This is a genomic window from Streptococcus orisasini, assembly GCF_001431045.1.
In the GTDB taxonomy this organism is placed as follows: Bacteria; Bacillota; Bacilli; order Lactobacillales; family Streptococcaceae; genus Streptococcus; species Streptococcus orisasini.
In genome coordinates this window covers 18,658-41,426 of the sequence record NZ_BCLE01000025.1, presented here as the reverse complement: position 1 = coordinate 41,426, position 22,769 = coordinate 18,658, and the positions used below count along the sequence as shown (strand labels likewise).

Sequence of the window (22,769 nt, the reverse complement as noted above, 5' to 3'; positions counted from 1 at the left end):
CATGTTCTCCTTTAAACCTTACTCTTTTTCTCTCAAGGCTGCTTCTAATTTTTCTTTGATCTCATTTTTATCAACAACACTTGTCATACCGATAACGGTCTGCTTAACCCCTTGTTCGCGCAGTTCTTCTGCAACATCGACAAGAGTTATAATAAAGTCACCGTCAAATCCAGGAACTGCATCCAAGGACGAATGTTCCACTTCAACAGGCAGATTATTTTCGTTCACGACTTCTGCTACTTTTATTTTTAACATCAAACTGGAACCAACACCAGCTCGGCAGGCTACTAAAGCTTTATACATTTTGATCTCCTTCATATTTTTCTAAAATTGCGATAAATCCATCGGCATCCTTAACAAGAGCCATTTCCTCCAAAAAATCAGAATTTCCGAGCAAATCCGCCAATTCTGACAGCAAAGCAATGTGCGAGTGGCTGTCAGGAGCACTGAGCGGAAATAAGAATTTGACTGGATCATTATCTTTATTTCCTGAAACGATGGGACGTTTAAGTCTCGTAAATCCGATAGCCATTTTTTGGGCTCCAAAATGGCCCGGTGCATGGGGCAGAGCAACATGTCTCATTAATACAATATAGGGACCTGTTTCATGATAAATCTTAATCACTTCATCAATGTACTGCTGAGAAACAGCAGCAGCTTCTTTTAGGGGCAGCATAGATTTCTCAATAGCCTCCTCAAAGCTATCAGCATCAATATCTAACTGAATAAAGGCCCGTTTTAATTGTTTGCTTAACAGTTTAATCCCTCCTTTCATCCAAATTTACCTCGAGATATTTTCTAAATCTATCATATCATTTAATAAAGCGCTTTCTACTTTAATTTGGTTCATCTTTTCTAAAAATATTTTAGAAAAAATACACCAAAAAAAACCGAGACAAATACTGTCCCAGCCTTCCTTTTATTTTTAATAGTATTCGAGATTTTCAGAAAAATCCCCGGCACCATGATAGACATGAGGATTAAGATTGCTTAAGCATCTCCTCAACATTCTTGACAGAAAATTATAGCCGAAAAATAGGAGCTGTGTTTGCAAGTCCTGCAAATCTGTCAGCAAGCGCATCAAATTGCACCATCTCCGATAGGAGAAGACTGCATCACTTTGTTACCATGTTTTTATTTAGTTTATTCAAAATAATTCGTCCTACAATTGCTGATATAGCACCGATGATTATAAGCACAATATACTTCATAATTAATCTCAATCGCCTCCCGTTATTAAATACCAGTACCTGCTGCTTGTTTTTTAGTGTAAAATGCTATAAATACAAAGACCAACAAAAAGAAAAAAGCAAATAAATGAAACAATAATATGTTTACTGCGGTAAGAAATAACTGCTAAGGCGCAGAGAACCAGCATTAATAGAAGTCCAGAAAATCCTTCCATGACATGTCCTTCCTTTTCTAAGTCTGTTTTACTTAATAAGATAAGTATAACCATTACAATAAGGCCAAGCGAAGTTAATCAAAAAACGGTATATTATCAAAAGCCGCCATCTCCCCAACCATTTTTAGCACCAGCATAGGCGCCCGAAACGACACCGATTGCTTCAGTTCTAAGACAAGGTAGAACCTTACTGTTTTTTATTTTCATAAAATTTCTAACCAAGCATGAAATATTTCCGAAAGTTTTCAAAAACCACATGGTCATTTTAATCCTTAATTTTTTCCTATTCAAAGGCAATTCTAGTTATTTAATAAAATCGATACTGAACCACAAAAAAAGAGTAAATTTTCTGATTATTCCCCCTGAACTATTCATTTGATTTAAATTAAAAAACTCTCCTGAAACACAGGTTTCAAGAGAGTTTGAATGCTTATCTGTCACCCTTATTACGGATAGTGAAGCCGTTTTTCTTTTCATTCGAGGTGCGGTGAGGGCGCTTGTTGCCCTTGTTTTCAAAATCCTTGCGGTTCTTGTTGGATATCCGCTTGAATTCACGGCGACCCCTATCGCGATTGCGGCTGTCATTGCGGCCGCGCCGACCGTTACGGCGGTCATCGCCGCGGCCTCTGCCTTTACCACCGACAAATTTAAAGGGCAGCGGTTTTTCTCTGGCAATTTCAACCTTAGGCATCATCTCCGGATCTTGAACTGTTAGAGTCAGGATGTACTGCGCCAGTTCTTCCGGTGAAAATTCAGCAGCCAATTTTTTAGCATCATCAGTGAATTTTTCAAAATTAGAACGGATTTTATCATCTTCAAAATCACGTTCAATTTTCTTAAGAGCGACTTTTTTAGTAGCATGAAAGGCTTCCTCGGCAGTTGCTGGTTTCATTCCCTTCATACGTTTTTTGATTAGATTTTCAATGATTTGCAGGTAGCCCATTTCATTGGGAGCAACAAAGGTCACAGACTGTCCGTGCTTACCGGCACGGCCTGTACGACCAATGCGGTGAACATAACTCTCTGGATCCTGAGGAATGTCATAGTTGTAGACATGAGTCACTCCTGAAATATCTAGTCCACGTGCAGCCACATCTGTCGCCACCAAGATATCAAGGTTGTCATTTTTAAAATCACGAAGAACACGCAGGCGTTTCCCTTGATCCAAATCACCGTGAATTCCTTCTGCACGATAACCACGCAGTTTCAAACCGCGGGTCAATTCATCCACCCGACGCTTGGTCCGACCAAAAACAATAGCAAGATCTGGCTGCTCCACATCTATGAAGCGCGTCATGGTATCAAATTTTTCATTTTCCCTAACACGGACATAATATTGATCAACCAAATCAGTCGTCAATTCCTTGGCAGCAATCTTAACATGCTCTGGCTCCTTCATGAATTTCACGCCGATATTTTTGATAGCATCAGGCATGGTAGCAGAAAAGAGCAGCGTTTGACGGTTTTCGGGCACACGGGAAATAATCGCTTCAATATCCTCTAAGAAGCCCATGTTAAGCATTTCATCGGCTTCATCAAGAATCAAGGTTTCAACATGATTAAGTTTAAGCGCTTTGCGTTTGATCAAGTCAAGCAGGCGGCCCGGCGTCCCAACAACAATATGAGCACCTGATTTCAGAGCCTTGATTTGTTTTTCAATACTGGATCCGCCGTAAACCGAACGAACCTTTACTCCTTTTTCACGGCCAAAACGGAACAGCTCTTCCTGACTTTGAACAGCCAATTCACGCGTAGGAGCAATCACAAGAGCCTGCACAAGGCTGCTGGCAACATTAATTTTATTTAAGGTCGGCAGACCAAAAGCTGCTGTTTTTCCTGTCCCTGTTTGGGCTTGACCAATAACGTCTTTGCCTTCCAAGGCCAAAGGAATGGTCAATTCCTGAATAGGTGAGGGCTCAGTAAAGCCAGCTTTTTCAACGGCAGAAAGAATATCTTTCGCTAAGTTTAATTCTGTAAATTTCAATGGTTTCTCTTTCTAAAAGGCAGTGCGAAGCTGCCTTATAAGGCTTTAGTTATTTAACAACTTAACTATTATAACATAATAAAAACGAAACATGTATTTTTCAGTCCCTTTTCAGAAATAATACATTTTATAATTTCATAACCTGCAGCAACATTCAAATCTGCCATGCTCTCATACGCTTCAAAAATTAAAAAGGGAGTGGGATCAACCAAAAATTGAAAATTGTTATTCAGCTTAGTTTAGCATTATTGCAATAATAGAACAGTCAGACATTTTAAAAATCTTTTTATTTAAACAAAAGACTGACCCTAACTCGAAAGGACTAAAAGAGCTGAGCCAGCTTTTGAACTAAAACTTAACTAAAATGCTTTCTGTAGTAAACTATTCCCATCGCAGTAACACTTACAAGTCCCAGAAGTGACAGAGCAAAGCCGCTTTCGTCACCGGTACTTGGCAGTCCGTGTGAGGCAGCTTTTTTCTTGCCGCCTGACTGCTTAGAACTTGTTCCGGCTGACGATGTCGTCGCTGCCGGTGCCTGAGTGGTACCAGACTCTGTTGTTGTCGTTTTCTGGCTTGTAGTAGCTGGTGCTTCTGTTGTCGTTGGAGCTTCAGTTGTGCTTGGATTTTCTGTCGTTGTCGGCATTTCTGTAGTAGTTGCTGAACTTTCGGTTGTTGTCAGCCCTTCTGTTGTCGACTCACCTTGGGTGGTTGTCTCAGAAGCGTCACTTGTGGTCGTTGGAGCTTCGGTCGTGCTTTCTGTGACTGACTCAGTCGTCGTTTCAGCCGCTGTTGTGGTTGGTTCCTCAGTTGTTGTCGTTGGAGTTTCAGTTGTACTTGGACTTTCTGTCGTTGTGGTTGGTGCTTCGGTCGTGGTCGTCGACTCCTCAGTCGTTGTGGTTGCCTCGGTCGTCGTAGATTCCTCTGTGGTCGTTTCTTCAGACGTCGTTGTCGAAGCTTCTGTTGTAGTTCCCTCAGTGGTACTTGGAGCTGTCGTTGTGGTTGGCTCCTCTGTTGTTGTAGTAGAAGTTTCCGTAGTAGTTGTTTCTTCTTTTTTATTTGTAATTGTCTTGAGCGTTGCTTCACCAGAGCTTACCGTTAAGGTATAAACTTTCTTATCTAATTGATAACCATCAGGTGCTTTTGTTTCAACAAGCTCATATTGCCCGGGAACTAAAGTACCACTAGTAGCTTCACCTTTACTATTTGTTGTTAATTGATAAGTAGAGCCATCGGCCAAGCTCTTTAATGTGAACTTAGCATTGCTCAATGCAATACTATGATCTTTTTCATCAACTTTGCGAATACGAATTTTACTTGTCAAACTACCATCGCCGCTGCCACTTGAAGTTGAGTTTGTATAGTTTGCTTCATAAGCTCTATTGCCACCATCATACTTGGCTGTTGCTCGGTTTCTTAATGTTGACCCCGGAATAAAAGTCGTTCCATAAGTCAGTCTGTACTGCGTTTTATCAATATTGCCAAGATTCAGTGTAAACTTACTGCCTGAAGGGTCAATAACGAGTTTGTCAGCAAGATCAATTTCTCTAATAACTTTGCTTAAACCACCGTATTCATCGAATTCTACTTCATATAGATGAAATGAATCTGGGATATATTGCATTCCACTCAAATCACCGTTTGTAACATAGAGTTCATCTTCATAAACGAAATTATTATAAGTTCCCTTGTTATGATTTATACGCGCAAACCATTGCACAGCCTTATCATTTCCACGAACGACATCTCCCCATTTAGCAATGACTTCGTCATTTAGCGTTTTAGGGCCTGTTACGTCTACTTTTGTTGATGTAACTTTACCGTCGATACTGATACTAAAAGAATTCTCATCATTATTAGTCACACGGTGAAAAGAAGCTGATAATTGAATCTTCCCTTTAATATCAAACTTATCTTCTACCTCTTTAGTAAAAGTTACCTTAACCTTTCCGCCTCCTTCTTCAGCATTCGGTGTAACAACAGCTTTAGCAATAACATCTCCCTTATCATTTGTAATATCAAAATTATTTGCTGAAGAAATATCTGGGAATTTCATATTGTCAGGAAGAGTTATATAAAAATAGTCTCCTTCCTTTAAGTTATTTTTATAGGCACTGGCATCCCAATTCATTTTCAAATCAAACTCTTCATTATATCGAAAAGATGAGTCTGTGCTATTATCTTTATGACTGATAGTAAAATCAGTTACCGAAATATTAGTCCGTTCAGTTGCGTCTTTTGCAAAAACTTGCGAACCTGTTTGAAGAAGAAAAATCAGAGTTGTAATTGTTGCTATTAATAACTTTAATAATCGATTCTTTTTAAACATATATAAATACCCTAAAAATAAATTTTGCTAGCTTTTAATTTAATCTTGCTTTTTGCGCTTAAATCCATAACCCGCTAAACCTGCTGCAGTTAAGAAGCTGACAGCTCCCAAGAAAGGCATGTAAACAGAATTTTCTTCACCTGTAACTGGCAAGACTGCTTGGCTGACAGCTGCTGGTTCAGACGCTTTAGGTGTGTAGCGAACATGGATTGATTCAGATGTTTTCGGTGTATTTGGTTTAGCAGGATCTTCTGGATCATTTGGTTTTGGTGTCCTTGTTCGAACGGTATTAGAACCATAAGTAACACCATTAACAATATTGACATAAGTGTTCTCAAATTCACCAGCAGCAATACGTTTCATCTGGATAAAGCTTTCTGCTTGGAAGCCAGAAGTCAAAGCAACAGAACGCAGAAAGTCTTCCTTAAAGGCAATTGTAATAATGCCGTTGTCTATATCAACATCTGCTGTCGTATAAGCTGTCAAGTCTGTACCTGCTTTAAGAACTGTACCATCTTTCAGAGTGATGTCAATCTTAGCAAATACTTTATACTGACCGGTGTAGGCATCGCCTGACTGATCATAATCATCACGGAAAGTATATTCATACAAATCCTCAGAATGATCGCTCGGAATGATACCACCAATCAAACGATAGTTAAAGACTTGGTTGAGCGCTACGGTCTGGCCGTCAATGTTGGTGGTATCGGCTGGATCTAGGGTCAAGGTGACGTCCTTCTTAGGATCAATCTTAGGTACATTGTTGACAACGATGTCAGTCGCATAGCCATTACCAAAGTCAATTTGGTAGGCTTTGTTCTCATACTGACCGCCGGTCTTACCCATCTCGGCTTTAACGGTCATTGGCGTCACAATGGTCAGATCAATCCCTTTAACCACATAGGCATCATAGAAGGCCTGCGGATCATCGGCTGTGAAGAGCTGGAAGGCGCCTTTTGGTGTGATGTTAGCCTTTTGGAGCATAGTACGAACTTCTTCTGGGGCAGTATCAAGACTGATATAATCAGTGACACTGATCCCTGTTACAGCCTTTCCGTTAGCATCTACGATTTTGACCAATTCTGGGCGCAAGGTCAAAGCTTCTTCTGGGTAATCATCCAGATAGAAGAATCCTTTTTGGATGGTATCTGGGGAAGACTTATCTCCCTTGTATTGATCCAGATCCCAAGACAGTTCATAGAAATTGGTTGAACCGGCGAGGACTGTCTTACCGTCAATGACTGTACCATTTTCATTTTTATTGACCTTGTGTGGTTTGATGTAGTTGTTATTTGGATTGTCTGGATCTTCTGGTTTACCTGGTGTTGTTACACGAACGATGTTTGATTTAATACCATAAGCATCATTGACCGTCAGGGTGAAGTTATTCTTATAGACAGCCCCATCATTCATCACCTGTCCTACAATAGTTGGAACTGGCGCAGTTACACTCTTGGTGTAGTCCTTGTTAAGCATAGCCAGAGTTTCAGCGGTGGCTGTAAAGGTTACCGTATGAGTCGCTTGATCATAGGCAACGTCAAAGTCTGGACTAGCTACCTTTGTCGCTTCGAGGTTGAACCGATAGCCGCTTGGAAGAGGATCAACCAAGACAAAGGAGGTGGTTTCCTCACGGTTGGCAGGCAGTTCAGCTGTCTTCAATTGGAACTTAACGGTTGACTGCTTAGCAACCAAGGTCTTATCAATATCAAGATTAGCCTTGTTTTTGATTTCCTTGCTTACACTCGGTTGTATTGCTAATTTATAGTAACGGTAGTGAACAGTTGGCACATTAATCGGATTAGGAACCTTCTCATAAATAGGTTCAACTGGTGGCGTTGGATTCGGTTCATAATTCGGTTCTTGTGGTTTGTTGGGTTCCGGCTGATCCGGTGTCCGAGTCGGTGGTGTTGGCTCCGGTTCGTATTTGGGTTCTACCGGTGCGGGCTCTGATGGCTTTTCTACTTCGTAGTTAGGTTCATCGGGTTTGTTTGGCTCCGGTTGATCCGGTGTCCGAGTCGGTGGTGTTGGCTCTGGATCGTATTTGGGTTCTACCGGTGCTGGTTCGGATGGCTTTTCTACTTCGTAGTTAGGTTCATCAGGTTTATTGGGCTCCGGCTGATCCGGTGTCCGAGTTGGTGGTGTTGGCTCTGGATCGTAGTTTGGTTCTATTGGTGCTGGTTCCAATTCCTTTTCAAGCTCGTAAACAGGTTCATTTGGCTTAGTTGGAGCAACTGGTGGCGTTGGCTCCATCGGTTTATTAGGAATGTCCTTGGCCTTTATCTTAGAATCAAAAGCGAACCAGATTCCCGAAGCGTTTTCGGCAGAAAGCGTAAATTTAACGTCAGGACCAGTTTGTTTACCAACAATAGCTCCATACCAATTCACTGGGGAATCCGTAGTATCCCACTCATTGCTTTCAAATCTCGATTGATTGGTCTTAGTATAGTTTGGAGTAGCGGCATATAAGCCATCCCCATTGTCTTTTACAGAAGAGCCGTTTATTTCAATGGCCGTTCCTGTATGATAATTAACCTTTTCAATTGCATTTATACCATTATACTGTGCCCAACCATGTCCTCTGTTAAGTGAAGAAAAATCTAGCAATGCACCCGTTGCATCGATTTGATTTCCATCTTCATCATAAAACTTAATTTCTACATCAATACTCTGCGAACCAAAGAACTCAAAATAATATATTGTTTGTGTGGGATCATCATATAGCATCGCAGGTATTTTATCGGCATTAAGACTGGTATCTTTTAGCGTATATATGAATTCTGCAGACGCAATCTTTTTACCATTTAGCTCTGAATTCTTTAGGTTGCTATACCGCGCAACAACAGGTTTACCTTTTGGTAAAAATACTCGCTTGCCCGGCCAATCTGCACTATCTTGAATTCCTCCTCTAAAGTGTTCATAGGCCACTCGTCTCTTTTCTGTATTAAATGGCGTATCTGCCTTAATATAGTCCATTTTATCTGCTTCGGCATAAAATTCGTCAGCATTATAGACTTTATCTCCCGATGTAATTTCGAGGGTAGCATTTTTTTCTTGCTCAAAAATAAAGGGTTGCGATTCTGGTGAAGGTAAATACCCATCCTCATTTTTGTGTTTTTCCAGCTCTGCCAAGGCAGACTTGTAAGCGACTAGGGCAGCTTCATAAGCTTTTAACTTGTTTTGATAGTCAGCAAAATCGGCTTGGTATTTAGCTAAGTCTTTTTCATATTTGGCTAATTTGGCTTCATAATCTGATTTTGCTTGTGCATTGCGCTGCTTAATAGCTGCATTTTCTGCTGCAATCGCTTGATTTTTGGCCGTATTTTCAGCAACAGCCTTGTCATAGGCAGCCTTTGCATCGGCATTGGCTTTTTTCACACGAGCTAATTCTTGCTCGTAGGCTGTCTTTTTAGCTTGATAATCCGCTTCATTATCCTTGTTCTTTTGTTGAACATCTGCTAAGTCGGCTTCATATTGCTTCAAGGCTGCTTCATACTTAGCTTTTGCATCCGCATTGCGCTGCTTAATAGCCTCATTTTCTGCTGCAATATCAGCATTTTTAGCCTTATTTTCAGCAACAGCCTTGTCATAAGCAGCCTTAGCATCGGCATTGGCTTTCTTCACACGAGCTAATTCTTGCTCATAAGCTGTCTTTTTAGCTTGATAGTCCGCTTCATTGTCTGCATTGTTTTTTTGAACATCAGCCAAATCTTTTTGATACTGGGCTAATTTGGCTTCATAATCTGCTTTGGCTTTAGCATTGCGCTGTTTAATAGCTTCGTTCGCTGCTGCAATCGCTTGATTTCTGGCTGTATTTTCAGCAACAGCTTTTTCATAGGCTGCTTTTGCATCCGCATTGGCTTTTTGCACACGAGCCAACTCAGTTTCGTAGGCTAATTTCTTAGCTTGATAATCCGCTTCATTGTCTGCATTGTTTTTTTGAACATCAGCCAAATCTTTTTGATACTGGGCTAGTTTTGCTTCATAATCTGCTTTGGCTTTAGCATTGGCTTCGTTGATTCTTGCAACTTCAGCGTTATGAGCAGCCAAATCTTTTTCATACTGTTCTTTTTTGGCCTGATTTTCAGCATTGATACGATCAGTCTCTGCTTGATTAGCAGCTACATCAGCCTTGTATTGATCAGTTGTTTTTTTGATTTCTTCTGCTTGTTTGGCATAATCGTCTTTAATTTCCGTCTCTTTTTGAGCTGCTTCTTCAGCGGTTTTTACTGTTCCTTTATCAACAGTTTCATCTTGAATAACGTTAACGCCAGCATTTTTAGCCTCTTCAGCCGCTTTATCAACATCTGTTGTTGGCACTTCAACTGGCAGTTTTCCCTCGATCTGACCTGCTTGAGCCTGACTATTTTCTGCTTGCGAGCTAGGATTAGCTTGCTTTTCTGGCAGGTTGGTTGCTGGATTTCCAGTCTCCGTACCTACTACCGCCGTTTCAACATCTGATGTTGAAGTCGTGGTTGTTTCTTCAGCAAGTACTCTTTGGCCTGCTACGGACACAATAATAGCAGTTCCCAAAAGGGTGCCACAGAGAGTCTTACTGATTTTACTTTTACGAAAGCCAAACGTTTCTTTGCGCTTCATCTCTACTCCTTATTATGTAGTATGTAGTTTTTAAGGTAACCTTATTTAAACAATTGTTACATTGATGCCATAGTATCATTTTATCGGGAACTAATCAACTATACTATATTATCATTATCATATGTTTTAATGATTCATCCGATAATGCTCATCTATCATTTTAAAAGAAGCTAGTTATTACTTACCAGCTAATCACTGATAGTCAAAAACACAAGCAAGTCTAAACCGGCAGACGCCAAAAGTAGGACTTACTTGTGTCTGTTAATTAAGATACTGAAGATTGTTAATAGAATTTATTACTAAGTATTTTTCTAATTCTTTTACTCTTCTTCTTTTCTTCGACCTTGGCTGCTCACCAAGCCAAGACTAACCAAAATCGCTCCAAGTCCCAAAATAGGCATATAACTATTATCTTGAGAGCCTGTCACTGGCAATTCTTGTGCTGGGTTTGCTTCCTTGGTCTTGTAAGTCACTGATGTCACAATACGGTTACCATCTTGAGTCGGAACCGGTGGTTGATTAGGATCTTTTGGATCCTCTGGCGTTGTTGTTGTTACTGTGTTTGAACTGTAAGTGATGCCATTGACAATATTGACATAAGTATTTTCAAAAGTACCAACGGCAATACGTTTCATCTGGATAAAGCTTTCTGCTTGGAAGCCAGAAGTCAAAGCAACAGAACGCAGGAAGTCTTCCTTAAAGGCAATTGTAATAATGCCATTATCTATATCAACATCTGCTGTCGTATAAGCTGTCAAGTCTGTACCTGCTTTAAGAACTGTACCATCTTTCAGAGTGATGTCAATCTTAGCAAATACTTTATATTGACCGGTGTAGGCATCACCTGACTGATCATAATCATCACGGAAAGTGTATTCATACAAATCCTCAGAATGATCGCCCGGAATAATACCACCAATCAAACGGTAATTAAAGACTTGGTTGAGTGAGATTGATTGGCCATCAACATTTGCTGTATCAGCAGGATCAAGTGTTAGAGTCACATCTTTTTTCGGATTAATCTTAGGTACATTGTTGACAACAAGGTCTGCTTCATAACCGTTACCGAAGTCAATCTGATAAGCCTTGTTTTCATATGAACCGCCTCTTTGTCCCATTTCTGCTTTAACAGTCATCGGCGTTGTAATTGTCAGGTTGATACCAGTGACAACATAAGTATCATAGAAGGCTTTAGGATCATCGGCTGTGAAGATTTGGAAAGCACCTTTTGGCTGAATCTTAGCCTTTTGCAGCATGCTGCGAACAGCTTCTGGTGCTGCTTCAAGGCTGGCATAAGCTGTATGGCTGACACCAGAAACGGCAGAGCCGTTAGCATCTACAATTTTGACCAATTCTGGACGTAAGGTTAAAGCTTCTTCTGGATAATCATCTACATAGAAGAATCCTTTTTGGATGGTATCAGCGGATGATTTATCACCCTTGTATTGATCCAAGTCCCAAGTCAACTCATAGTAATTGGTTGAACCTGCAAGGACTGTTTGACCGTTAATGACAACACCATCTTTATTTTTATTGACCTTATGCGGTTTGATGTAGTTATTATTTGGATTGTCTGGATCTTCTGGTTTACCTGGGGTTGTTACACGAACGATGTTTGATTTGATACCATAAGCATCATTGACAATCAGCGTGAAATTATTTCTGTAGGTTGCACCATCGTTCATAACCTGTCCAACAACAGTTGGGAATGGCGCCTTAACAGACTTGGTAAAGTCCTTGTTAAGCATAGCTAGAGTTTCAGCTGTTGCTGTGAAAGTCACGGTATTAGTCTTATCATCATAAGTAACATCAAATCCTAGACTTGCAGCCTTGGTAGCTTCCAGATCAATTTGATATCCCGTTGGAAGCGGATCAGATAGAACAAATGAAGTTGTTTCTTCACGACCAGCTGGCAAATCTGCTGTTTTGAGTTCAAATTTAACGATAGATTGTTTAGCCACCAAAGTCTTGTCAATATCAACATTATCTGAGTTTTTAATTTCTTTATTGATTTGTGGCTGAACAACAAAGTAAGCAAAGCGGAAGCGAACTGTCGGAGCTTTTGGATCATCTGGGAACCGTTTTAGAATCGGCTGCGTTGGTGGAGTCGGTTCTGGCTCATAATTTGGCTCTTGCGGTTTGTTTGGTTCCGGCTGATCTGGTGTCCGAGTCGGTGGTGTTGGCTCTGGATCATATTTGGGTTCTACCGGTGCTGGTTCCTGAGGCTGCTCTACTTCATAGTTAGGCTCATCCGGTTTGTTTGGCTCCGGTTGATCCGGCGTACGAGTCGGTGGTGTTGGCTCTGGATCGTATTTGGGTTCTACCGGTGCTGGTTCGGATGGCTTTTCTACTTCGTAGTTAGGCTCATCCGGCTTGTTTGGCTCCGGTTGATCCGGCGTACGAGTCGGCGGTGTTGGCTCTGGATCATAGTTTGGTTCTATTGGTGCTGGATCCAATTCCCTTTCAATCTCGTAAACAGGTTCTTCTGGTTTAGTAGGTTCTACTGGCGGTTCTGGATTTTCCTTGGTCACTTTAGGGACATTTACCGCACGGACTCTGCCGTTGAGAGAGTACCAGATATTTGGTTTTTTACCTGCTGTCTTTTCTGCATAACGTGGATCATTAGCATCAGGTTCACCTAGAACATCAGTTGAAGAAATTGTTCCCAGGGTAATCGTATTATTAGGACCAGACATTTTGATAGCTCCGGCACCGTACCATGAGTTAGGCGCTCCAGCTGAATCCCAACCAGAACCTTCTTCGCCGTTGCGTTTATACATGGTATGTTTAGAACCACCTACACCTTGTTTAAAGTTTTCTGATTCGGTCGCGTAAACCTTGCCATTATCTTCACCGACAGATGAGCCAGCAATTTTAACGAATTTACCAGTATAATCCTTGGCCATCTCAATGGAGTTAGCCTCACGGTTTAATGACGCTACTGAGAAGAGGGCATCATCAAAGTCAATCGGATTGCCGTCCTCATCATAGAAGGTGAATTCATTTTTGATGAAGAGGGAGGTGTGTGTCTCAATCTTGTTTTGGTCTTCGGTAGGTCCATCACCCATATAAGCTGAGGCAAAAACACCCAGAGTTGGATCAGTAAAGATTCCCAACCAGACATTACCGCTTGGATTTTGGAAAGTCGAGGCTGGGTCAACTGTATACTTGAAAACTACCTTAGAAATTTTCTTACCATTGTAGTAAGAATTTTTAAGATTCGTATAGGTAGCTGTTGCACTTTGACCACGTTTCAGAAGGACAGAAGCCCATTTAACTTCTTCTTTACCATTAATGATGGTTTCCCAGTCCGATTTGTCATCAATATTACCGTAAAGTTCCATCTTATCAGTGACATCATCTGCTTGCTCTAGCTTAGTGACATCAAGTCTGTCCAGATAGAGTTGCTTATTTTTATAGTAAGAAGTGTTTTCCAAAGACTCATCCAAAGCTTTGGACTTGAGGAATGATCCTTCTGTGGTAACAGATAACTGAGCATTGGGCTCAAGATCATAGACCAAGCTTTGAGCAGATGGTTCTGTCAAGTTACCATCTTCGTTCTTATGCTTCTCAAGTTCTTCAAGAGCTTTTTTAATTCGCTCTTGTTCCTCTTCGTATTCCCGTTTTTTGATAGGATACTCAGCCAAATCTTTTTGATATTTAGCTAAATCTTTTTCATATTTAGCTAATTTGGCTTCATAATCTGATTTTGCCTGTGCATTACGCTGCTTAATAGCTGCATTTTCTGCTGCAATCTCAGCATTTTTAGCCTTGTTGTCCTTAACAGCTTGGTCATAGGCTGCCTTGGCATCCGCATTGGCTTTTTTCACACGAGCTAATTCTTGCTCGTAGGCTGCCTTTTTAGCTTGATAATCCGCTTCATTATCCTTGTTCTTTTGTTGAACATCTGCTAAGTCGGCTTCATATTGCTTCATATCAGCTTCATATTTAGCTTTGGCAGCCGCATTGCGCTGTCTGATAGCTTCATTATCTGCTGCAATCTCAGCATTTTTAGCCTTGTTGTCCTTAACAGCTTGGTCATAAGCTGCTTTTGCATCCGCATTGGCTTTTTTCACACGGGCCAATTCAGTTTCATAGGCCAATTTCTTAGCTTGATAGTCAGCTTCATTGTCTGCATTGTTCTTTTGAATAGCAGCCAAATCTTTTTCATACTGGGCTAATTTGGCTTCATAGTCTGCTTTGGCTTTAGCATTGCGCTGTTTAATAGCTTCGTTCGCTGCTGCAATCGCTTGATTTCTGGCTGTATTTTCAGCAACAGCTTTTTCATAGGCTGCTTTTGCATCGGCATTGGCTTTTTGCACACGGGCCAATTCAGTTTCGTAGGCTAATTTCTTAGCTTGATAGTCCGCTTCATTGTCTGCATTGTTCTTTTGAACATCAGCCAAATCTTTTTGATACTGGGCCAACTTTGCTTCATAATCTGCTTTGGCTTTAGCATTGGCTTCGTTGATTCTTGCAACTTCAGCGTTATGAGCAGCTAGATCTTTTTCATACTTTTCCTGAAGAGCTTTATTTTCTGCATCAATTTTTTCAACTTCTGCCTTATGCTCATCAACTTTTTGTTTGTAATCTTCAGTTGTTTTCTTAATTTCTTCGGTCTGTTTAGCATAGTCAGCTGTAATCTCAGCTTGCTTTGCAGCTGCTTCATCAGAGGTCTGAACGGTCCCTTTGTCCACACCGTTATCCTGTTCAACAGTCACACCTGCTTGGTAGGCCTCTTTAACCGCTTGTTCCAACTCTGTTGCTGGAACATAGACCTGTATTTCTCCTTCGGTTTGTCCTGCTTGTGCTTGGTTTTGTTCAGCTGCTTGACTGGCAGGTCCTTGAGCTTCTGATAAATTTGTTGCAGGATTTTCTGTTCTTTGAATAGCTTCAGTTTCAACATTACTGTTTGTTTCTGTTACTTCATCAGCTGAAGAGTGCTGACCAACAAAAGATACAAGAGCAACAGTTCCTAAAACAGCTCCACATAATGTTTTACTAATTTTACTCTTACGAAAACCAAAAGTTTTCTTAAATTTCATCTCTATTCCTCTTCTAGTTGTAATAAAAATTACATTTTTGTAACATACAACGAATATAATTGTACCATTATTATTTGAAGTGTCAAGCTTTTTGCTCATTTTTTTACTAATTAGTACTATAATCTCAAAAAATCGCTTAACTGTCCTGTTTTACGCTATATGTTTAAATGCAAGATCAAGACTTTTTGAATCTGTATAAACACCTGTCCAATTCCATTTCTAGTAAAAGTAGGAAACTTTTTTTATTTTAATTTGTATGATAATGCTTTTTTAACATCATTAGTTAATGATAAGGTAGCGGTGAATGTCGTTGTATTATGATACCTAGCTGATCCATTAGTGGCCTTCTACTTCTTTTCTTACCTTCTATCAAAGAATATCATCCTAGTCGTTGTTGTAACTAAACAGAAATATAATTTAATATAACTTTAACAAAAATTTGAAATGTAACTCGCCCTATCTAAAAAACGAGCTCTGCTGAACTCGTTTTTCAAGACACATCAGTGTCCCTTTTTCTTCTGACGGCGCTTTTCCTGCCTTTGCCGATACCTAAGTTCTTTGACCGCTTCACGTTCCTGTTTACTTTGAGAACTACGCTCTTTTTTCAGGCTGTCGTGAATTTTCTGCATAGCCAGTTGCGCTTTGGTCGAAACAATCGGTCTTCTTTTGGCCTTATTAATTTCTCGCTGCATGCGCTTAGGATTGCTTTTCTTTGGCGAAAGAGCTGAGCTGCCTGCCTCAATATGTGTGTCAATATGAGCATACCTGCTCTGCCATTTCCCCAAATCTCCATAAATAAAAGCAAGGACATCCTCATCTTTGGGTTCCTTACCAAAGACATAGCGAAAGGCCTTATACCGACCCTTGGCATCAGTATATTCTACCAAGGCTGCCCAAAAGGCACCGTCAAAATAAACTGTCATTTTCATGCCAGTCCCTCCAAACTAAGAAACAAGGAAATTTAACCCTTGTTCAATGATAACTATTTGGTATGGGACGACCTTGGAGGGAAGGTTACTGACATCTAATGATGCTTGCAGACTACCAACTGCAATGTGTTTTTATACCACTTCTATTGTAGCAAAAACAGAGTAGAAGCAAAAGTTTCTCACTTAAGTATCTACATTTTCTATCAGAGAAATCTAGGAAAGGCTAAACAAATCCGCAATTTTCTGCCAGAAAACTGAAAAAAAGCCGAACACAGCCAGCTTTTTTTCTTTATTGCTTAACGATTCTTCAGCATTTTACAGTTTTTATGAAAATTTCCTGTAAATTTCAGGACTGCTATAGCTGTTTAGTCCGGTAAAAAACGCCTAACCTCCTCAGTAAAATCAGGATGTCTTTGTACAACAATTTGCGAGAAATCTGCCATAATATCTGATAAGGTAATACTTGCCATTACTTTTTCAGCTGCTTCTTGTATTTCTTGATATCTGGCAGTTAAAACCTCCTGAATGCTACCACCAATAATACAGTTAGCATTAGTATTTTTGTCTACTTGCAGCAGGGTCTTTTCGACAGGCAGACTCGCAAAAATATCTAATAGGGTGATATCTGAGATATCTTTTGCTAATCGTGGTTGTGCCTTACCACGCTGACTGATAATCAAACCAGCCCTTCTTAAATTACCCATGATTTTACGAACATTAGAAGCATTGGTTCTGATGCTGGAGGCAATCATTTCACTTTTTAAAAAATCAGGATTATTGGTACAGGCCACATAAACCATGATATGAATGGCATCACTAAATTGTACGGACTGTTTCATTTTCACTCTTTTCTTAATTGATTTTCACTATTATATTACAAAAGACAACAACATTTTTATTCCAACCAACAGTCACTTAAAAAACGGCAACTCTAAAGACCGTACTTTTATACTCTTCAAAAATCAAAACTATAGGTTCTTGCCTTCACTTTGCCGTATTCTGGTATAGCCTGCAACTCGTCGCCTAATCTATTTTTGATTTTTATTGAGTATTACTGCTCTTATTACATTTTTATTTTTGAAGAAATATGAAGGAGTGGATGCTCCTTCAAAAATTCTAGAAAAACTTTAAGAGGCCTGAATGAGGAAAACTTTAGAAATCAGGCCTCTTAAAAATTCAACAGTTCAACTATTCCTTTCACAGAAATTATGAAGCAGAAAGATATCTGATAGGACAGCTTATTTTTTACATCTTTTCTTCCAATTCAACATCCGGGTATTTATCCGCAAACCAGCGCAGGGCAAAGTCGTTTTCAAAGAGGAAAACAGGCTGATCAAAACGATCACGCGCTAAGATATTGCGGCTGGAGGACATGCGCTCATCAAGGTCTTCTTCTTTAATCCAGCGGACAGTCTTTTTGCCCATTGAAGTCATGACAACTTCTGCATTGTATTCATTCTCCATGCGGTGTTTAAAAACTTCAAACTGCAATTGACCAACAGCTCCTAGCATGTATTCACCCGTTTGATAATTTGTATAGAGCTGGATAGCTCCTTCTTGTACCAGCTGTTCAATGCCTTTATGGAAAGACTTTTGCTTCATGACATTTTTAGCAGCCACCTTCATAAATAATTCTGGAGTAAAGGTTGGCAGGGGTTCGAACTCAAATTTGTTCTTGCCGACTGTGAGCGTATCTCCGACCTGATAGGTTCCTGTATCATAAACCCCGATAATATCTCCAGCAACAGCATTGGTGACATTTTCCCGGCTTTCAGCCATGAACTGGGTGACGTTTGACAGTTTGACACTCTTTTTGGTTCTTGCAAGGTTGACTGACATTCCACGTTCGAATTCACCCGATACAATACGGACAAAGGCAATCCGGTCACGGTGTCTAGGGTCCATATTGGCTTGAATTTTGAAGACAAAGCCAGAAAAATCTTTGTTAAGCGGATCAACCGTCTGGCCATCAGCCGTCTGATGTCCATGCGGTTCTGGCGCAAATTCCAAGAAGGAGTCCAAGAACGTCTGAACGCCGAAATTAGTCAGGGCAGAGCCAAAGAAGACGGGCGTCAGTTCTCCTTTTAGAATAGCTTCTTTTGAAAATTCATTGCCGGCTTCCTGCAGCAATTCGACATCTTCTAAGACCTGCTCATAAAAAGGATTGTTGGCAAAAAGTTCTGCACCTTTAGCAAAATCCGCAAAACGCTCATCACCCTTATAGAGCTCCAAACGTTTATTATACAAGTCATAGAGGCCTTCAAAAGATTTTCCCATGCCAATTGGCCAATTCATCGGATAAGAAGCAATCCCCAGCACCTCTTCGAGCTCTTCCAGAAGATCCAGCGGTTCCCGGCCATCACGGTCTAATTTGTTCATAAAGGTAAAGACTGGGATTCCGCGATGTTTAACGACCTCAAATAGTTTTTTGGTCTGTGCTTCAATCCCCTTAGCCGAGTCCACAACCATGACTGCGGCATCCACTGCCATGAGGGTTCGGTAGGTGTCTTCTGAAAAGTCTTCGTGCCCTGGTGTATCAAGGATATTAACACGCTTGCCCGCATAATCAAATTGCATAACAGATGAGGTCACAGAAATACCGCGCTGCTTTTCAATGTCCATCCAGTCTGATTTAGCAAAGGTGCCTGTTTTTTTCCCTTTGACTGTTCCTGCTTCACGGATTTCGCCGCCAAAATAGAGCAGCTGCTCAGTAATGGTCGTCTTTCCGGCATCCGGGTGACTGATTATAGCAAAAGTGCGGCGTTTTTTAATTTCGTCTTGTAAAGTCATAAGTCCTCTTTTTAGTTTATCATACACATTTTTTGATGCTTGTCAGGCATTGATTTGTTCAATGATGAATCCTGAAATTTTTAGCATATCAGCCTTATTAGTATACTGAATTTTCAGCTTTTTTTCAATCATCTTCAAACCTTCTGCTGCTATAAAAAACAGAAGGACATCTTTAACGGACTCTTCTGTCTATAAATTCTTTAAAGAACAAATTTTCTTTCTTTCACTCTTTTGAAAATTTCATCAATCAGCAGCAGCATGGCTATTAAAACCATGGAAACGGCCAAATACTTCATCCATAAAGCACTTTGAGTGATAAAAGGGGTATAGCGCAGAATTCCATAGTTGCCGCCAGTTACTTTATTGACAAGAACCAAAAAAAGATTGAGGCTCAATGTATAAGCAATAATGCTATATCGGCTAAGAAGACGACTTTCATAATGGTTAAGCAGATAAACCAAGCCATTAACCAATAGGGCATAATGGCCGATAATAAACGAAAAAGCAGTAATATGAGGGAAATTGTAGGCATCCATGATAGGATAACCTAAAGCAAAAATAGCTCCGCTTGCCCCCATCAAGGCAAAATACTGCTTTAGCTTGGTCCCGTCAGGCAGCAGTAAAAGAGCAAACATAGCCAGACGACAGTGATAGAGCGGCAGACTATTAGAAATGGGAATAGCTGCAAACCCATACCAAGTATAGAGCGCCACCAACTGAAAAGCCTGAAAGAGCTTAAAGGTCTTAACATAAATAGGATTTTGGTAATACTTAACAGAAGTATAAATCAGTAAAAGCAAGACAGCCATCATCACAAGATACCATAAAAGAGAAATCTCGGGCGGCTGAGTCTGCTGGGAAGTTAAAAATGCCTTCATCATAAACTTTCTTTTAATTTTATACATTTGAACTTACTCTTTAGCTTTCTGCCTAATTCAGATCTTGAATTTCTTCCGTGCTATACGATGTTTGATCAGGAACTGCAAAATAGTTAAACAGTAAAATTGTACAAATACCAAGACTGACACCATAATCTTCGACCATTGCTATCAGAAAAGCTGATAAAATCAAGATAAAATGGTAAAGGGTAAATCGTTTCTTTAAAGTCTGCAGGGCAATCATAATTGGAAACAAAAGATAAACCAGTATTCCTTGACGCATAAGAGAATCAACATAGTAATTCTCATTAAAGATTCTGCTGCCATTTGCATAGTGCAGATCTGGAACCCGTCTAGGTAAAAGTTTAAAGCCGTAAGCCTTGATATAGGCATGAGCATTTCTCGGACGGCCGGACAATATTGAATTTAAAAAATCAAAAACAGCCGACTTAGACTGGTAAAAATAGGAAATTAGAGTACCAAGCACAAAGACCGTAACAATTGATTGAAAGACAAATTTTCCTGATATCTTGTAAGCCAGCAACTGCTTTTTAAACAAGGAGGTAACCAAGATAAGTGCAAAAATAAGAAGGCCTGTCCTTGAATCTGTAATTGAAAAAACCAGAAGGCCTAAGACAATCAGCCATAGAACCTCAGATACCGGCACTATCTTTTTACGCATGAGCGAAAAATCATAAAACAAACTTATGATAAACATACTCAAGGAATTGGGATGTATAAAACCATAAGAATGGCGAACCAGATGCTTGTCAGGCCTATAAAGGGTAACATCTGGTATTTTGCCACTGATGTAAAACAGTAAAATTCCAATAGCTAAAAGAATTTTAGCATAAAAAATAATCGCAACAAGATTGGGCTGCTTGGGATCAACCGAAACGGACAGCAAGAAAAAAGACAGCAGGGAAAAATCCGGAGCAAAATCTATCAAATAAAACTCAGAAGGCAGTAAGACCAAACAGATAGCTACTGCAATTATGGCAAATAAGTTTTCCTTTGACCATTTATGCAAATAAAGATGCCAGATAAAGGTCACAAGGCTCAGCAACAGAGAAAACAAAGTAAATTCTACATAAGTATCATCTACCATATAACGTTTAAAAGAATATGTATAAACGACAGCTATAAGTGCAATCGTATAAAAACACTGGTAAACCTTATTTTTATTTTCTAAGAAAAAGCGCCACTGTTCTTTTATTAAATTCATTTTTTTCTCCAAAAATATTTATCAAACTAGACTACTGTCTGATAATTAAATTAAGACAGCAGTTCACCTGCCTCCAAAAACGTTACGACCTTGCCTAAATTCATTGAATTTGACCCTTTAAGCAAGATTTGATCCTCAGGCTGCAAGACTTCTTTAATCCGTTTGAGCAGCTCTTCAAATTGATCCTGATCTTTTGTCTTTTTGAAATAGTAAACCTTGCCCAGCGGAAATATCTGACTGGCTAACTGGGCCAAATCAGCAATATCGTCCCCGTAAAAAATCACAGTATCCAAAACATCAGGACTTAAACTGGTAATCAGATTGGTATGCATCTGAACAGAATCCGGCCCCAACTCTTTCATGTCTGCCAGAACGGCAATTTTTTTACCGCCTTCATTACTTGGAATGGCCGAAAAAGTTTCCAAAATCAAACGCATGGCCGTCGGATTGGCATTGTAGACATCTGAAAGAATGTCTGCCCCATTGACAGCTTTTTTCCACTCAGTACGGTTGTGGGTCAGCTGAAGTTCAGACAAGGCAGCAATAATCTTTTTTTCCGACACATTCAGCAGCTTGCCTACATAAGCAGCAATCATAGCATTGGCAGCATTGTACTTGCCAGTAACAGGCAAGGTAACCCTCTGCTCCAAAAAGTTAGTGCTAAAGGTTAGAAAATCTTTGTGCTCTTCTAATTCTGTCACATAAATATCTGCGTCAGAGCCAAAACGAATAACCTTTTGATTATCCGGCAGAAATTGATTGATAATCTTGTCAGCCGGTGCAATCAAAATACCATGGCCGTCCATTCCTTGCGTAATCTGCATTTTTCCTTGGGCAATCTTTTCCCGGCTGCCGAAGAATTCTAAGTGCGCCTCACCAATCAGTGTCACCACAGCGATGTGCGGATGAGCTAGATTAGATAAGAGCGCAATATCACCAAGGTGATCCTGTCCCATTTCAAGAACAATTTTTTCAGTATCATCCGGCATATGCAAAACCGTATAAGGAAGGCCAATTTCGTTATTGTAATTACCTTGGGTCTTATAAGTTTTATAGGTACTGGCCAAAATATCTGCAATCATGTCCTTGGTCGTTGTCTTGCCGTTTGAACCTGTCACAGCAATCACATCAACACGCATTTTTTTCAGGTAATACTGAGCCAAATCCTGAAAAGCTTTTAAGCAGTCATCAACCAAAATGTAGGGGTTTGTACCAGCTAAGTCTTGTTCTGAAAAAACAGCAGCTGCGCCGTTTGCAAAGGCTATGTCAATAAAATCATGGCCATCACGCGCACCCTTAAGCGGTAAAAAAAGATCGCCTGACACAATTTTCCGGCTGTCAAATTCAATCTGATGAAGATCAAGATCTTCAAAATGGGTCACATCATTTTTGGCACCAACAGCTTTGGCTGCCTCATATAAACTTAATTTCATTCATAAATCCTTTTTAGGAAAACTCTAATTTAATTTAAAATCACTATGCCCATTATACCATAAATACTAGCCAACAAATATCTTTGTGGTATAATATTGTATTATCCACTAATTAGGTGATTGTTCATTGCCTAGATGGCAATGTTTTTCAGCCAATC

Annotated in this window: 12 protein-coding genes; all 12 read right to left on the bottom strand. The window is 40.0% G+C overall.

Annotated features, from left to right (window positions below; all coding sequences use genetic code 11):
* Nucleotides 1–18 precede the first annotated feature (18 nt).
* The 12 genes from SCSH_RS04720 to SCSH_RS04665 all read right to left on the bottom strand — a co-directional run bounded on the left by SCSH_RS04720 (nucleotide 19) and on the right by SCSH_RS04665 (nucleotide 22,611).
* Nucleotides 19–303 (bottom strand): PTS sugar transporter subunit IIB, encoded by a 285-nt coding sequence (locus SCSH_RS04720; RefSeq protein WP_057490738.1) that lies wholly within the window; start codon nucleotides 301–303, stop codon nucleotides 19–21.
* The gene (locus tag SCSH_RS04715) at nucleotides 296–757 is read right to left on the bottom strand and encodes a PTS sugar transporter subunit IIA (protein WP_193743683.1); all 462 of its coding nucleotides are present in this window, start codon (nucleotides 755–757) and stop codon (nucleotides 296–298) included. Before SCSH_RS04715 ends, SCSH_RS04720 begins: the two co-directional genes overlap by 8 nt.
* A gap of 1,078 nt (nucleotides 758–1,835) precedes the next feature.
* Entirely contained in the window at nucleotides 1,836–3,389 is a 1,554-nt protein-coding gene (gene cshA / locus SCSH_RS04710) for a degradosome RNA helicase CshA (RefSeq protein ID WP_057490737.1), read from the bottom strand.
* Between the two features lie 355 nt (nucleotides 3,390–3,744).
* Nucleotides 3,745–5,715, bottom strand: a complete 1,971-nt coding sequence (locus SCSH_RS04705; protein ID WP_057490736.1) for an Ig-like domain-containing protein — start codon at nucleotides 5,713–5,715, stop codon at nucleotides 3,745–3,747.
* A gap of 39 nt (nucleotides 5,716–5,754) precedes the next feature.
* On the bottom strand, nucleotides 5,755–10,311 hold the full coding sequence (locus tag SCSH_RS04700; protein WP_057490735.1) for an antigen I/II family LPXTG-anchored adhesin: 4,557 nt from the start codon (nucleotides 10,309–10,311) through the stop codon (nucleotides 5,755–5,757).
* 320 nt (nucleotides 10,312–10,631) lie between these two features.
* Entirely contained in the window at nucleotides 10,632–15,356 is a 4,725-nt protein-coding gene (locus SCSH_RS04695) for an antigen I/II family LPXTG-anchored adhesin (RefSeq protein WP_057490734.1), read from the bottom strand.
* 500 nt (nucleotides 15,357–15,856) lie between these two features.
* Nucleotides 15,857–16,285, bottom strand: a complete 429-nt coding sequence (locus SCSH_RS04690) for a YjdF family protein (protein WP_057490733.1) — start codon at nucleotides 16,283–16,285, stop codon at nucleotides 15,857–15,859.
* Nucleotides 16,286–16,650: 365 nt separating this feature from the next.
* Nucleotides 16,651–17,124: an Rrf2 family transcriptional regulator gene (locus tag SCSH_RS04685; RefSeq protein WP_057490732.1), complete on the bottom strand. Its 474-nt coding sequence runs from the start codon at nucleotides 17,122–17,124 to the stop codon at nucleotides 16,651–16,653.
* A 406-nt stretch (nucleotides 17,125–17,530) separates the two neighbouring features.
* A complete protein-coding gene (locus tag SCSH_RS04680; protein WP_057490731.1) occupies nucleotides 17,531–19,075 on the bottom strand; it encodes a peptide chain release factor 3 in 1,545 nt (514 codons plus the stop codon).
* A 200-nt stretch (nucleotides 19,076–19,275) separates the two neighbouring features.
* Nucleotides 19,276–19,953, bottom strand: coding sequence for a YwaF family protein (locus tag SCSH_RS04675; protein WP_057490749.1), 678 nt, complete (start codon nucleotides 19,951–19,953; stop codon nucleotides 19,276–19,278).
* A 52-nt stretch (nucleotides 19,954–20,005) separates the two neighbouring features.
* Nucleotides 20,006–21,178, bottom strand: coding sequence for a hypothetical protein (locus SCSH_RS04670; protein ID WP_057490730.1), 1,173 nt, complete (start codon nucleotides 21,176–21,178; stop codon nucleotides 20,006–20,008).
* A gap of 50 nt (nucleotides 21,179–21,228) precedes the next feature.
* Entirely contained in the window at nucleotides 21,229–22,611 is a 1,383-nt protein-coding gene (locus SCSH_RS04665; RefSeq protein WP_057490729.1) for a UDP-N-acetylmuramoyl-tripeptide--D-alanyl-D-alanine ligase, read from the bottom strand.
* Nucleotides 22,612–22,769: the final 158 nt, after the last annotated feature.

What these genes read in the sequence shown, in the direction of transcription:
- SCSH_RS04675 (WP_057490749.1), bottom strand. Translation starts at nt 19,953, where the DNA reads ATGAAGGCATTTTTAACTTCCCAGCAGACTCAGCCGCCCGAGATTTCT.
- SCSH_RS04720 (WP_057490738.1), bottom strand. Translation starts at nt 303, where the DNA reads ATGTATAAAGCTTTAGTAGCCTGCCGAGCTGGTGTTGGTTCCAGTTTG.
- SCSH_RS04695 (WP_057490734.1), bottom strand. Translation starts at nt 15,356, where the DNA reads ATGAAATTTAAGAAAACTTTTGGTTTTCGTAAGAGTAAAATTAGTAAA.
- SCSH_RS04690 (WP_057490733.1), bottom strand. Translation starts at nt 16,285, where the DNA reads ATGAAAATGACAGTTTATTTTGACGGTGCCTTTTGGGCAGCCTTGGTA.
- SCSH_RS04680 (WP_057490731.1), bottom strand. Translation starts at nt 19,075, where the DNA reads ATGACTTTACAAGACGAAATTAAAAAACGCCGCACTTTTGCTATAATC.
- SCSH_RS04685 (WP_057490732.1), bottom strand. Translation starts at nt 17,124, where the DNA reads ATGAAACAGTCCGTACAATTTAGTGATGCCATTCATATCATGGTTTAT.
- SCSH_RS04705 (WP_057490736.1), bottom strand. Translation starts at nt 5,715, where the DNA reads ATGTTTAAAAAGAATCGATTATTAAAGTTATTAATAGCAACAATTACA.
- SCSH_RS04700 (WP_057490735.1), bottom strand. Translation starts at nt 10,311, where the DNA reads ATGAAGCGCAAAGAAACGTTTGGCTTTCGTAAAAGTAAAATCAGTAAG.
- SCSH_RS04670 (WP_057490730.1), bottom strand. Translation starts at nt 21,178, where the DNA reads ATGAATTTAATAAAAGAACAGTGGCGCTTTTTCTTAGAAAATAAAAAT.
- SCSH_RS04665 (WP_057490729.1), bottom strand. Translation starts at nt 22,611, where the DNA reads ATGAAATTAAGTTTATATGAGGCAGCCAAAGCTGTTGGTGCCAAAAAT.